Source organism: Rhodococcus sp. DMU1 (assembly GCF_012272955.1).
Lineage (GTDB): Bacteria > Actinomycetota > Actinomycetes > Mycobacteriales > Mycobacteriaceae > Rhodococcus > Rhodococcus aetherivorans.
The window spans coordinates 141,266-155,163 of the sequence record NZ_CP050953.1; the positions used below are offsets into that span (position 1 = coordinate 141,266).

Consider the following 13,898-nt stretch of genomic DNA (forward strand, 5'->3'; position numbering starts at 1 on the left):
TATTGGGACTAGGCGCGAGCAGGGCTGCGCATCCGATCGCGGGGCACCTCCAACTCGACCGGCGCGGCCTCGGTCAACACGATCTTGGCGCGTCTGCCACCCACGGGAGTTGCCGCTGCCCCTGCCGGCGGGGTCGCTCTTGCCGTAGCCGAGGTGGGATCAAGAATTTGCCCTTTCGACGAACCATGCAGCGACCTGGGTGCGTGAGGTGAATCCCAGCTTCGTCAGCAGGTGTTCGACGTGCCCTTGTGCGGTGCGAGGGGAAATCACCAAGCGAGCGGCGATCTCCTTGTTTGTCAGTCCCTCGGCGATCAATCCAGCAACCTCCCGCTCGCGCTTGGTCAGGTGCGCGGCGGGACCGCTAGGTGGCGCCTCAGGAGGATGAAGTTGCTGACCCAACGCGTAGGCGACGGCGGCGTCGAAACTCAGTGCCGCGCCATCCCGGTGCCCGGACGCGGAAACCTCCCTGCTCAACGCGCGCCGCGTGGCGCCGTCGAATTCGTCCTGGTACTCGCTCAAGTTGGGCAAGAAGACCATCGGTCTGCCTACCGACCGGCTCAACTCCTGCGAGGCGCCCATCAGTACGACCGCCCGTCGTGCGTCTTGGTCCTCGGCGGCGATCCATGCCAGCGCCTGCAGGCACAGGCTGGCATTGAACCGGTCGTTCACCTCGCGGTCGAGTTGCAATGCCTGCTCGAGGAGCTGGACACCTCGTTCACGCTCCCCGCGTCGCCATACGGCGACCGCCAGCCCCCACAGGCAGTACGACCGAAACACCGATTCACCCCGGGCATTGGTGATGGCCAGAACACGCTCGTAACAGTCGATGGCCTGTTCGGTGTCACCGAGAAACTCGTCGGCCAAGCCGAGGCCGGTCAGCGCCACGACCTCGACCACATCGTTGCGTCCGGTGTATGTCTGGACAGCCTTCTCGAGATGAGCGCGTGCGTCGAGAGCATGTCCACCGAACAGGGCGGCGTAACCGAGAGCGCTGTCGATGTGGGCGCGTGTCAGCGGATCGCAGGTGCGAGCAGCGAGCACGTGTGCCTGGTCGAGCAGGGCGGCTGTCGCCTGCAGGTCACCCTGAATTCCGCTCATCAGGCTGCCGAGAAACAGCGCTTTGGCGTGATCGGTGGTCGGCGCGGACGGTTGACTGGCTAGAAGCCGGTCGAGCCACCGTCTCCCCTCGCTGAACAGACCCTGGGAAAGCCAGAACGGGTACAAGGCGGCAACGATCCGAAGCCCGGAATCGGGGCTGTCGGAGACACAGAATTCCAATGCGTCCCGAAGATTCGGGTGTTCCCGCACGAAGGTGGTGATCAACGCGAGCTCGCGTGAGCTGATCCACTGCGATTCCGCGTCGAGTGCCAGGCGTTCACACCAGTCTCGGTGCCGCTCAGATAGTTCGGTGTGCTCGCCGCTCTCGTGAGCCTTTTCTCGGCCATAGTCGCGCACGGTCTCGAGCATCCGAAACCGCACCGTCGCACCCGCCGCCTCCCGGGTCAGGATCGACTTGTCGACAAGGTAGGTCACCGTGTCGAGGAGAGCCTGCGGGGTCAGATCGGGGCCGCAGACTTGTTCGGCGGCATCGAGATCGAAGCTGCCGGCGAACACCGAAAGTTGCGCCCACAGTCGCTGCTCCGCCGGTGTACACAGGTCGTAACTCCAGTCCATGCACATCCGGAGCGTTTGCTGTCTCGACGGTGCGTCCCTGCTGCCGCGGGTCAACAGTAGGTACCGGTCGGTCAAGCGTTGCAGAATCTGTTCCGGTGTCATCGTTCGCAACCGCGCGGCTGCCAGCTCTATCGGTAACGGGAGTCCGTCCAATCGCTGGCAGATCCGAGCGATGGTGACCCTGTTGTCGTCGGTCACCTCGAATCCCGGGGCCGCGGTCGCGCCGCGTTCGGCGAACAAGGTGACCGCGTCGTTACCGGCCACCGCCCGCGAGAGGTGGCCGGGGTCGGGGACGCCGAGCGGTGGTACGAGCAGCACCGCTTCCCCGCCGATGCCGAGCGGTTCGCGGCTGGTGGCGAGAATCCGGAGCCGAGGGCACCTGTGAAGCAGGGTTTCGGTGAGCTTGGCGGCAGCAGCGACCAGTTGCTCGCAATTGTCCAGGATCAGGAGCTGCTCGCGGGGTGCGAGGAACTCGACAAGCACCTCGCGAAGCGGTCGCGCCGATTGATCACGTAATCCCAGCGCGTTGGCCACCACCCCCGCCAAGAGCAGCTCGTCGCGCAACTCCCCGAGTTCCACAAGCGTGATGCCTTCCGCGAAGTCGCGACGCACCTTGGCGGCGATACGGAGGGCCAGACGGGTCTTCCCTACCCCGCCGGTGCCGGTCAGGGTAAGCAGCCGCGACCTCGACAGCACGTTCTTCGCCGCGGTCAGCTCCGTCCGCCGGTCGACGAAGCTGGTCAACTCCAACGGGAGATCGCCCCCACGGCCCGAATCCGTCGACCATGACGGGGAAGGCGACACACCCCTTTCGGAAGGCCCGTCCACAAAAGGTGCGCCGGGCGCCAGCCCCGGCGCGGTGTACATGGCCATCCCGTCGACCGCGAAACCATGACGCAATTGGGATTCGCGCAGCTGTCGGCTCAGCTCCGTGACGGACGGGCGAGCCGCAGGGTCACCTGCCATGGCCTGTTCGATGATTGCGCTGACGTCCTCGGAAATACCGTGCTCGCGTGGGTTCGGAACCGGCTCGGACGTGATCCGCAGGAACTGGGCGACCAGATGCTCGCCGCTGCGGCGTTCGAACGCCGCGTGACCAGTGAGCGCCGTAAACAAGGTGGCGCCGAGGCCGTAGACGTCCGCGGAAGTGGTCGCAGAACGTCCGGCGATGACTTCCGGGGCGGTGAAAGCCGGTGACCCAGTTACCACCCCTGTGGTGGTCTCGAACCCCCCGGTAATGTGCGCGATGCCGAAGTCCGTCAGCGCCGGCTCGCCGTAGTCGGTGAACAATATGTTTGCGGGCTTGACATCACGATGGAGGATGCCAAGACCATGCGCGGCCTCCAAGGCACCGGCCATCTTCACAGCGAGTCGGAGTACCTCGTCCAGGGGAAGCGGGCCGTGGTGTCGAATGCGGGCATCTAGAGAGCCTCGGGCGTAGTACGGCATCACAATGAACGGCCGGCCGTTCTCGGTGACATCGGCATGGAGAATGTTGACGATGTTGGGATGACCGGTCAACCGGCCCGCCGCACGCTGCTCTCGAATGAACCGCTTCCTGTTCTGTTCGTCGAGATCCGCGGTAAGCACCTTGACAGCCACCGTGCGCTCGAGCGCCGTCTGCGTGCACCGGTACACGACCCCGAATCCGCCGCGTCCAATCTCGAGCGCATCCTCGAACCCGGCCGCGGCAAGCTCCGCCGTCACCACGCCGGGCACGCCGCGCTGAGTCGCGAATGGATCCACGTTATTCATCGACACATCTCTTCACGGTTGCACGTCGAACTGGTCGACGAACTCAGTGAGCAACACCTAAGCATATCCCAGGGCGCTCCCACCGCGGCCGGACCGATACCACAGCACGAGGGCTCCGGTCGATCGGTGCGCCGGTCGGAGCCGCCGATGTACCTCTCAGCTTGACTTTTAACCTCCGCCATCACGCCGGGCAGTTGGTCCTGGCATGGTTCGGCGTGTCGTCGAGGCAGGAGGCGGCCACCGTCTGATCATCTCGAGGTTCCTTCCACAGAACTTTCGAGACGAACCAGGCGGTGACCGTGAACATCAGTGTGCCCGACCAGGGGGTGGTCGGGGAAGGATCGGATGCCGATGCGCGTGTCGCCCTGACCGCGTTCCGCGAGGAGTTCTACCGCTGTCTGCAGGCCCGCAGCGACGCGGTGTTCGAGTTGGCCGATGCGCTGCTGTGCGCAGGCGGCGCGGTCCGCAGCCTGGTCGAGCTGTCCCTGACCCCGGAGCACCGCCGCGGCCACGGCGCTTTGTACGACGCAATCAACTGTGGCCGAATGGATATCGCTCGACTCCGTCGTTCGCTCGCCGATCTGACGGTGCCTCGTGACCGCGACGGTGCGATCGTACTCGCAGTCGATGTCAGCCCGTGGCTGCGCCCGGACGCCCGCACCAGCGCACACCGGGCGTTCTGCCACGTCTACGGGCGAGGCAAGAACGCGGCGCAACTGATCCCCGGATGGCCGTACTCGTTCGTCGCCGCCCTCGAGCCGGGCCGTACCTCACCGGCGGCGGTGCTCGACGCCCGCCGGCTGCATCCCGATGACGACGACACGACGGTCACGGCCGCCCAGGTGCGGGAGGTGGTGGTCCGGTTACGCGAGGCCGGGCAGCACCGCGACGGCGACCCGGACATCCTGCTGATCTTCGACGCCGGCTACGAGCTGGCCCGGTTGGCGTTCGTGCTCACCGATCTCCCGGTGCTCGTGCTAGGCCGGATGCGCAGCGACCGGGTGTTGTGTTTTCCGGCGCCGCCGCCGGGCCGCACCGGACGCCCGCCGCGGCACGGCCGCGAGTTCCGGTTCGCCGATCCGGCGACCTGGCCGCAACCTGCGAGCACCACGGGCACTGTCACCGACCGGTACGACACCGCCACCGCATCAGTATGGAATCGGCTGCACCCCAAGATTACTCATCGAGGTGTGTGGGCCGATCACCCCGGTCCACCGCCGATCGTCGCGGGCACCGTGCTCCGACTCGAGGTCGAGCATCTGCCCGGGAACCGGCACCCGGACCCGGTGTGGCTGTGGTGCTCGGATCCGGACGTGGTCCTCGCCGAGGACGTCGACCGGTTGTGGCAGATGTTTCTCAGGCGCTTCGATCTCGAACACACCTTCCGACTGTTCAAACAGACTCTCGGCTGGACCTCCCCGAAGATTCGTAGTCCCGAGGCCGCCGACCGGTGGACCTGGCTCGTGCTCGTCGCGCACACTCAACTGCGGCTCGCCCGACCCTTGGCCGAGGACCTGCGTCGTCCCTGGGAGAAACCTGCACCGCCGCATCGATTGTCCCCGGCCCGCGTCCGCCGGGGGTTTCCGCGCATCCACCGGGCCCGGGGCTCTCCGGTCGGTGCGCCGAAACCCTCCCGGCCCGGCCCCGGACGGCCACCCGGCTCGAAGAACACCCGCCCTGCACCCCTCACCACGTGGGCAAACGCCACCGAACTGACGCCCAGGAATTGGTCGGTGTCACGCCGGCAGGGTCGGGTGGCCCCGGGGAATCTCACCCCGGGGCTCCCACAGCACCGTGCTTAACAGTCTCCCGTTACACGGCTCTTCTCACCTGATCCATTGAAAATCGGCCATCCAGTCCCAGTGGGCGAACAGGCGAGGCTGGCGTCGCAACAACCCCTTCCACCACCGCTCGGCCCTCTTGAACGACCTCAGCCGCTTGAACTTCCGTCTCGCCCAGCGCACCAGGTAGGTGTTGATGCGCCGCAACAGAACGTAGATCTCGCTCCGATAGAACTTGCCGTAATAGGTCATCCACCCCCGAATGATCGGGTTCATCCACCCGGCCAACTCGGCCAGATCCTGAGCGGTTCGCAGGTGAATACGCCAGCCCTTGACCTCCGCGCTCTTGGCTTTGAGCGCATCGGCACCCATCGCGGGCAGAAACGCACTGAACACTCTCAGTCCATCCCTGGTCTGCGCCTTCCGCGCTCGAAACGTATACCCCAGGAACGTGAACGACGTGTTCTCACATTCGAACCGCCGATTCTTGTCCTTGCAGTACACGATCTTGGTCTTGGCCGGATGCAGCTGCAACCCGACCTCGGCCATCCGAACCTCTAACGCGGCCAACACTTCCCTGGCCCTGTGCTCCGTCGCGCAATGCACGACGGCATCATCGGCATAACGTTCGAACTCCACGGTCGGGAACTCCCGCTCCAGCCACATGTCGAACGCATAGTGCATGAACAGATTAGCAAGCACGGGCGAGACAGCCGACCCCTGCGGGGTCCCGCAATCCCGCTCGACCAACCTGCCGTCGGGCATGAGAATTGGGGCCACCAACCACCGCCGCACATACAGCACAATCCAGCGCTGCTCGTGAGTCGTGTTCGCGGCCACCGCCTTCGCCATCAGATCATGGTCAACCGAATCGAAAAACTTGCTGACGTCCAAATCTATGACCCAGGCCTTCTGCCAGCACCTTTCGCGGCACTTCGCGACCGCGTCCAACGCACCGCGCTCGGGCCGGTACCCGTAGGAGTCGTCATGGAAGATCGACTCCGTCCGAGGTTCCAACGCCAGCGCGACCACCGTCTGCGCCACTCTGTCACCGACGCAAGGTATGCCGAGAACCCTCGTCCCGCCACCATGCGGCTTCGGTATCTCCACCGCACGCACCGCGGGCGGAAAGTACGTCCCCGAGGACATTCGGTTCCAGATCTTGTAGAGGTTGTTCCCCAGATCGACCTCGAACTCCTCGATGGACTGCCCATCCACCCCGGCGGCACCCCTGTTCTTCCGGACCTGCTTCCACGCCCGCCACACCAGGCTCTTCGGTATGTCGAACGGTTTTCCTTCCGAACCCGTACTGCTCACTCGGCTCCTCCCGGGACACACCCGGTTGCTCGAACAAACAACACCAGATGAGCCGGCCCCTTCGCTCCACCCCCATTACAGGAGCTTCCCCACTACTACGAGCCGGTCCGCCGGCGCGCGCCGCCACGGTACTCAACACCTCCGGTTTCGGCCGTCCGGTGCTCTCCCTCTTCACCCACCCGCCCGGGAACCGGACATCGGGCAGTATCGACACGCGCCTTCCCACGTTCCATGCAGAAGCCGCAGTTCGGGCTCGCGCCGCCTCCATGCCGGACACCGCCTGGCCAATACACGGTCACCCGCCAGGCTCATCCCGGCGCCATTTAACCGCCCCGGTTTTGATGCCAGCTACTTGTTTCGACACGTCAACAGCGGTTCACTCGCGTTCGCCTTCCCGAACCCCACCTGACGCACTCAAAGGCGCGCCTTCCCCCCGACGCTCACCACGACAGTCTTCAGCTAACGCAGCTCGGGGTGGTTTGAAGCCTCCTACCGCAAGGCAACTCCGAGGGGCCACAAAACCCTCATCTCCTGCACAGCACCGCTTCCAGCAAGGTCACCTACTCAATCAAACCTCACCTTCCGCGCTCGTGGCGCACTTAAAAGCCAAGCTCAGAACGTGTTTGAGAACCTGGTGGATGTCACGCCGATCGGGCGAGCCGGCGTGACATGGTCACGATCATGGCGATGTGCACCATCGCCTCATGATGATCGGGCCGGGTCTCGTAGTCGCGGACGCATCGACGGTGTTTGCTGATCCACGCGAAGGTCCTCTCGACCACCCACCGGCGGGGAAGGACCGTGAACCCGGTGGCATCGTCGGTGCGCTTGACGACCTCGACCACAAGAGCGAGAACGTTTTTCGCCCAGGTGACGAACCGTCCGGCGTAGCCGCCGTCGGCCCACACCAGGCTGATCGTCGAGAATCGGGCCCGCAACGACGCCAGCAGCCGCAACCGCGCATCACGGTCCTCCGATTCCGGCCACGGTCACCACCACCGCCAACAGCAGCCCGTTGGTGTCGACCGCGATGTGCCGTTTGCGGCCGTTGATCTTTTTCCCCGTGTCGTATCCTCGGCTGGACCGGCCCACGGTGTCGGCACCGGGCACCGATTGCGAGTCGATGATCGCCGCTGTGGGCAGAGGGCCGCGGCCGTCGTGGATCCGGAGCCGATCGCGCAGTGCGTCGTGGATGCGCTGCCAGGCCCCGGCGCGGACCCAGCGGGCGAAGATGGCGTACACCGTCATCGCCGGCGGGAACTCCGATGGGAGTTGCCGCCACGCGATACCGCCACGCACCACGTAGAAGATCGCATCGAGAATCAGTCGGCGGCAGTGTTTCTCGGGCCGTCCACCGTGTCCTGTGGCGTTGCCGGGAGGTGGGAGCAGCGGCTCGAGCAGCGCCCCCTGCGCGTCGGTGACCGACGACGAGGGATACACCCGGCATCGGTGCCCGGCGGCCCCCTCGGGGGTCGGGCATGACGGGCACAGCGCGATGAGCGATGATGACAACGTGGGCTCCTGGTCGGGTCGTGGCGTAAGCACCTACTGACCTACCAGGAGTTCACTTCCTCCTCAGTGATCCCATCTTGTAACTTCAAGCACAGAGGTTCACAAACACGTTCTCAGCGAACTTGACCACCACGAGCGCGTCCACCGTACTGCGCCCATCGACTACGCCGACCAGCCTCAGTCCGTCCTGCATCCACAGATCATCGACACGAGACCCTGTCGCCGGTCACATCGACAGCTACTGGCCAGCCTGCCGATAGAGCCATCGGTCCACAGGTGCAGCACCACCACTGCGCACCGTTGGCGCTCCTTGCGTCGCCCCCGGGCTGTACGGACTTAGGAGAGGTAGAGACCCCGTAGCACGCCGCAGCACAGGGGCCGGATCGGGTCAGTCATACGCGAGACTGCTCGGACGTTGCCTACCGAAAATAGATATGAGTGCGAGTTGGCGCGGCTTCACCGCTCATCCGCACATTGGGACCAGAGAAGGGAGTAAGAGGCACGCGACCAACCGCCCAGCAGGTCACATCGTTCTCCCACAGCGGCGAGGCGCGGTGCTATCCTCCCGGGATTGCGGTTCTGGTGGGCACAGTCGCATAGGCCTCGATCCTCGAGCGGTCGAGGAACACATCGGGTGCCAAGTCCGCATGACCTGTGACGGCCCTTCGGCGACGTGTACCTGGCCGATGCCCCGTTCGACCCTATTCACGTTACTCATCTTCGTCGTTGTCGGAAAAGGCCGCCCTGATCGCCACTTACTCCGATGTGGCACGTTCGCACAACTCGGCTGACGCTACTTCGCTACAACGGGACAGCCAACCCTCGATAGTGTTACAGGTCACAGGCCGTCCAGGGCCCGGACGAGACTTCCGCGGTTCGCAGGGACCTACCGCATGCTCCGCGTGCCGGCCGGAGGGATTTTTTAACGAAAGGTTCTCTGTTGGAGAAGATCAAGGGCCGCACCGCGGTGGTCACCGATGCAGGCGGCGGCATCGGCCGTGCTATCGCACTGGAACTCTCGGCCGTGGGCGCCCAACGTCGCCATCGTGGACATCGACAAGGCGGCGACTCCTACGTTGCGAGCGCCTCGCTCAACGGCATCCACTCGTCCCCGTACAACCTCGCCTACGGAGCCGCCAAGGCGGGACTGGTCTCGCTCGTCCGATCCCTCGCCGCGGAACTCGCGCCCACCAACGTCCGGGTCAACGCCATCCCACCCGGCATCATCGCAACTCCACGAATGCAGCACCTGTTGGACACCACCGGCCGCAACGGTGAGTTCGCCGACGCCGTACCCATGAAACGACTCGGCTCACCAGAGGACGTGGCCGGCGCCGCACTGTTCCTGACCTCACCGCTCGCTTCCTACATCACCGGCCAGGTCATCGGTGTCGACGGTGGCGCATCGGTCAAATACCCACTAGCCCTGATGACAGATACACACTAAAAGGAGATGGCGAGATGACCACGACAGTCTTCGACCCCAAGGAACTGCGCAGAATCTTCTCCGGATGCCCCAGCGGAGTCGTCGCCATCTGCGCCGAGATCGACGGCACACCAACGGGCATGGCGGTCAGCACGTTCGTACCGGTATCCCTCGAACCGGCACTGGTAGGGGTGTTCATCCAGAACACCTCACGCACCTGGCCGATGCTCGAACGAGGAACCCGACTCGGACTGAGCGTTCTCGGGTCGGACAACGAGCACGCGGCCACCGCGTTGGCCATGAAAGAGGGGAATCGGTTCGAATCGATCACCACCACAGTCGCCGACTCCGGTGCCGTCTATGTCGACGGCGCAACAACATGGCTCGAAGGCGCGGTGTGGTCGAAAACCCCGGCAGGAGACCACTTCATGGTCCTCTTGGAAGTTCACTCCGCCACGATTCACGACGTCACCGGTCCCCTGATCTTCCACGCCAGCACCTTCCACAGACTTCCGGCCTGACCAAGGGGTGTCCACCATGGTTCGATCAGTGATAATGCACAACGAGACGGCGCCGTCCTTCGTGCCGGAACGCATCGTCGAATTCTCGACATGGTCGGGTCCACGAACCTACGAGGAACTCGTCGACGCCGACGCAGTCGAACTCGACATCGAAAGCCTCGACAGGTACGAGCACGCGGCACTCGGTGTGCGCGCGATGTACGCGACCGCAAATCTTCCCACACCGCCGCTGCTGGTCCGCATCAATACCTGCCTTGCGGCAACAGCACGCGAGGCGATGCGAGAGTTCGAGCGGACCGTCGGCCGGGGTAGCGAAGCCCACCGCAAACATGTCTGGTTCGTCGGAACCGAGAACGGCCTGCGTGGCCTCGTCCAGGACCTTCAGGTCCTCCGTCTCGGCGACGGCGTGTCATGCGTCCCCGCTCCGCAGTTGGCGGCATCAGCCGCTGACGACCGGCGCTGATCCGTCCAGCCCGGACACCCGAACTCCGACCAACCCCGAACGGAGCTATTCCGACTGTGTGACATCGGTCCGCGTTGCTGCGCCCGGTCTACGGGGCATCAGAAACAAGGAGCGTCATACGGGCACGCGAAGATCGCCGAACGTGCCCTGTTTCACAAGGGCCTCGCTCCGCTGGTCACGACCCTGTCCACCGGGATCAGCGCTCCGGTGAGTGCGGAGACGCGGCTGCGGGCTGGCAAGACCGGACCCGGGCGCGGCGCCGCCTCCCAACTGCGCTCGGCGATCACCACTGCCCGCGTCTGTGGCGCCGACGGCAAGATCATGGCCCGGGGAATCGGCGTTCCGGAATGTGTCAAGGCGTTTGAGTCCAACGGGAGTTACGCAGCGGCCTGATCGGCGCCGGGTCGGTCAGGTTCGGCTGCGGGTTTGTTGATCCATGCATCGGCGGGCAGATCCAGGATCTTCGGGGTGCCGGCCGTCCCGAATCGTTCGGGATGCCGCGCTCGGGCTCGAGCGAGCATGGCGGCGCGTTCGGTGGCCTTCTGCTCTGCGAGACCGAAATGCACGTCCGCCGGCGTGTGCAGGCCGATACCGATATGACGATGTTCGTGGTTGTACCACGCGGTGAACGAGGCTACGAGATTCCGAGCATGGTGGATCGAGGCGAAGCGTTCCGGCCACATCGGCCCGTACTTGAGGGTCTTGAACAGCGCTTCCGAGTACGGGTTGTCGTTCGATACCCGTGGCCGTGAATGCGAGCGGGTGACCTCGAGATCGGCGAGCAGCGTCGCAACGGTCTTACTCGTCATCGACGTTCCCCGATCGGCGTGCACGACATTCGGGATTCCATGCACAGCAAAGATTCGGTCATCATCTCCGTAGCGAGCAGTCCGGACTCGTGCGTTTGCACGTGCGCTCCGACGATGTAGCGGGAGAAGATGTCGATCATCACGTAGGCATCGAAGTAGGTGCCCTTGACCGGACCGGGCAGCTTCGTAATGTCCCAGGTATACACCTGTCGTGGCGCGGTGGCCACCAGTTCCGGACAGGCCCGGGCGGGATGGCGAGCCTGCCGACGCCGCTCCTTGACCTGCGCGTTCTCCCGCAGAATCCGATACATCGTCGACACCGAACACAGATAGATCCCCTCGTCGAGGAGTTGGGCGTAGACCTCGAGTGGCGCCTGGTCGACGAACCGGGCGCTGCACAGCACATCGAGCACGGCCCGGCGTTCGGTGTCGGTGAGTTTGTTTTCCGGGCTGCGGCCGGCGGTGGTGACGGCCGGGTCCGTTGCCGTAGGACGAGCTTTGTCCCGCGCTGCGGTGCAGCGGGCGATTCCTGTCAGTGTGGTTGCATCCCTTGTGGTTATACCGGAGTTGGTGAGTTCGTGATGGGCGTGGATCAACGCTTCTTGCGCTGCTCGTCCGTGTTCGTGCTCTCGGAGAGTTGCTCCAAGAGCTCGTGTGCTTTTCCCATGATCCCCAGTGCGGTTTGGGTGGTGGCCAGCTTCTTGTTCGCTCGTTCGAGTTCGCGTGTGAGTCGGGCGATCTCGGCTTGTTCGGCGGTGAGTTTGCCGGTCTTCTCGTCGGGTTTCGTGCCGTCGAGGGCGCCGGCGTCGCGTTGTTTACGCCATTCGCTGATCGTCGACAGGGCAAACGTAGCGTGATACGGCACTAGTAGCGTGTCGCTGCTTAATTCTGTCCTGTTTCGTTAGGGTTGGGGCGGCAGACTTCCCCTTCCCCTCTGCCGGTCAGGACTGTTGTCATGCCTTCACAGAAGAAGCGTCCGGTGACGTTGAGCTCGGCTGATCGTGAGTTCTTGGAACGATTGACCACCACCGGGGTGCATCCGGCCTCGATGATCCGACGGGCCCGGGTGTTGCTGGCGCTGGACACCTCGGCCGGGGTGGTGGATGAGAGGAAGGTGATCGCAGCCCGGTTGGGAGTCTCGGGTGAGACGGTGCGACTGGTGGCCAAGCGGTTCGCTGAGACCGGTCGGGACGTGGAGGCCACGATCGGGCGCAAACAGCGTGACCTCCCGCCGGTGCCGTCGCAGATCACCGGCGAGATCGAGGCCAGGTTGATTGCGTTGGCCTGCTCGAAGCCGCCCGAGGGTCATGCCCGGTGGTCGCTGCGACTGCTGGAGAAGCACGTCGCCCTGGTCGAGGGCATCCCCGACCTGGACCACTCGACCATCGGCCGGATCTTAAAAAAACGAAACTTCGTCCTCACCTGAAGAAGTGTTGGACCATCCCACCAAAAGCGAACGCGGAGTTCGCCGCTCGGATGGAGGATGTCCTGTCGGTCTACGCCCGCCCCCACGACCCCTCTCACCCGGTGGTGTGTATGGACGAGAAGCCCTACCAGCTCCTCGCTCACGTGCGTGAGCCGATCCCGGCAGGCCCGGGGCGCGATCTGAAGGAGGACTCCGAGTATGTGCGGCACGGGACCTGTTCGATCTTCTGCTGGGTCGAGCCTCTGGCCGGCTGGCGGCGTGTCGATGCCCAGCCCCGGCGCACCAAGGTCGACTGGGCTCGGCAGGTCAAAGAGCTATTGTGCGTGGACTACCCGGACGCGGAGACGGTGGTGCTGGTGATGGACAATCTCAATACTCACGGCATCGGATCGCTCTACGAGGCCTTCGAGCCGGCCGAGGCGTTCGCGCTCGCACAGCGGCTCGAGATCCACCACACCCCCAAACACGGCTCGTGGCTCAACATCGCCGAGATCGAGCTCTCGGTGCTGACCCGCCAGTGCCTGGACCGGCGCATCGAGGACCTCGAGACACTGGGCGCCGAACTCGCTGCCTGGCAACGGCAGACCAATGCCGATCAACGCCAGGTCCAGTGGCACTTCACCACCGACGACGCCCGCATCAAACTCCGCCACCTATATCCCAAGACTTAGCGGCGACAGTCTACTAGTTCCGGCGCTCGAGGCGACGACAGGTCGGTCGGAGTGTGGCGGAAACTCCCAACTCCTTGGCGCCATCGCGTTAACGGTGCGGCGGTCACACCTCATAGCGTCGTTGGGAGATCCACCGCGTCGGCCCTGAACGAACGGGACCATTCGGTGGACCGTGTTCAAGGAGGTACTTGGCATGAGCACACTGCAGCTCGACGTACTCGACCACGACCCGACGGCCAAGGCGGCCACGTTGCGTACGGCATACGGCTGTTTCCCGAGCGGTGTCATCGCCATCTGCGCTCTACAGGACCGCGAGCCCATCGGGATCACCGCGAGCTCATTTTTGGCCGTGTCCATGGAACCGCCGGACGCTGCCACCGCCCGCCCGAGTGACAACAGCGGTGCGGGATCGCAGACGAATCCTGACGCTGCGGCTACTCCACTGGGATACATCACTCCGCCGCTGGCAGGCTCGTCGTGGCGAACAAGTCGAACAATGCCGACGTCCTGACGTATTTGGCGCCGTGCCGAAGGCGCGGGCAG

The 13,898-nt window shown here is 64.6% G+C and carries 10 protein-coding genes and 2 pseudogenes; 8 read left to right on the forward strand and 4 right to left on the reverse strand.

The features are described 5' to 3' along the window. Positions 1 to 159 precede the first annotated feature (159 nt). A complete protein-coding gene (locus HFP48_RS28730; RefSeq protein ID WP_168580783.1) occupies positions 160 to 3,429 on the reverse strand; it encodes a protein kinase in 3,270 nt (1,089 codons plus the stop codon). Between the two features lie 326 nt (positions 3,430 to 3,755). On the opposite strand from HFP48_RS28730, the gene HFP48_RS28735 reads away from it, so the two are divergent. Continuing rightward, positions 3,756 to 5,231: an NF041680 family putative transposase gene (locus HFP48_RS28735; RefSeq protein WP_246872711.1), complete on the forward strand. Its 1,476-nt coding sequence runs from the start codon at positions 3,756 to 3,758 to the stop codon at positions 5,229 to 5,231. 24 nt (positions 5,232 to 5,255) lie between these two features. Here the strand turns inward: HFP48_RS28735 and ltrA are convergent, their stop codons facing one another. Further along, entirely contained in the window at positions 5,256 to 6,527 is a 1,272-nt protein-coding gene (gene ltrA / locus HFP48_RS28740) for a group II intron reverse transcriptase/maturase (protein WP_168580784.1), read from the reverse strand. Between the two features lie 641 nt (positions 6,528 to 7,168). Then, a protein-coding gene (locus tag HFP48_RS28745) for an IS5 family transposase (RefSeq protein ID WP_246872713.1) occupies positions 7,169 to 7,967 on the reverse strand; the annotation gives its coding sequence in 2 pieces (ribosomal slippage) (positions 7,169 to 7,501 and positions 7,503 to 7,967; 798 coding nt in all). 1,012 nt (positions 7,968 to 8,979) lie between these two features. Here HFP48_RS28745 and HFP48_RS28750 point away from each other — a divergent pair. The 4 genes and pseudogenes from HFP48_RS28750 to HFP48_RS31810 all read left to right on the forward strand — a co-directional run. Then, entirely contained in the window at positions 8,980 to 9,486 is a 507-nt protein-coding gene (locus HFP48_RS28750; RefSeq protein WP_168580785.1) for an SDR family oxidoreductase, read from the forward strand. Between the two features lie 14 nt (positions 9,487 to 9,500). After that, positions 9,501 to 9,986 carry a flavin reductase family protein gene (locus HFP48_RS28755; RefSeq protein WP_168580786.1) on the forward strand — a complete coding sequence of 162 codons (486 nt, stop codon included), beginning with the start codon at positions 9,501 to 9,503 and terminating at the stop codon, positions 9,984 to 9,986. Positions 9,987 to 10,047: 61 nt separating this feature from the next. After that, positions 10,048 to 10,449: a hypothetical protein gene (locus HFP48_RS28760; RefSeq protein ID WP_168580787.1), complete on the forward strand. Its 402-nt coding sequence runs from the start codon at positions 10,048 to 10,050 to the stop codon at positions 10,447 to 10,449. Between the two features lie 71 nt (positions 10,450 to 10,520). Continuing rightward, a pseudogene (locus HFP48_RS31810) lies at positions 10,521 to 10,782 on the forward strand (IS1380 family transposase); the annotation flags it as partial. A 44-nt stretch (positions 10,783 to 10,826) separates the two neighbouring features. Here the strand turns inward: HFP48_RS31810 and HFP48_RS31815 are convergent. After that, positions 10,827 to 12,105 (reverse strand): annotated as a pseudogene (locus HFP48_RS31815) (IS3 family transposase); the annotation flags it as partial. Positions 12,106 to 12,213: 108 nt separating this feature from the next. On the opposite strand from HFP48_RS31815, the gene HFP48_RS31820 reads away from it, so the two are divergent. From HFP48_RS31820 to HFP48_RS28785, 3 genes are all read left to right on the forward strand, one after another. After that, positions 12,214 to 12,684 carry a helix-turn-helix domain-containing protein gene (locus HFP48_RS31820; RefSeq protein ID WP_246872461.1) on the forward strand — a complete coding sequence of 157 codons (471 nt, stop codon included), beginning with the start codon at positions 12,214 to 12,216 and terminating at the stop codon, positions 12,682 to 12,684. Then, on the forward strand, positions 12,573 to 13,355 hold the full coding sequence (locus HFP48_RS28780) for an IS630 family transposase (RefSeq protein ID WP_210432779.1): 783 nt from the start codon (positions 12,573 to 12,575) through the stop codon (positions 13,353 to 13,355). Before HFP48_RS31820 ends, HFP48_RS28780 begins: the two co-directional genes overlap by 112 nt. Before the next feature lie 193 nt (positions 13,356 to 13,548). Continuing rightward, positions 13,549 to 13,866: a hypothetical protein gene (locus HFP48_RS28785; protein ID WP_168580678.1), complete on the forward strand. Its 318-nt coding sequence runs from the start codon at positions 13,549 to 13,551 to the stop codon at positions 13,864 to 13,866. Positions 13,867 to 13,898 lie beyond the last annotated feature (32 nt).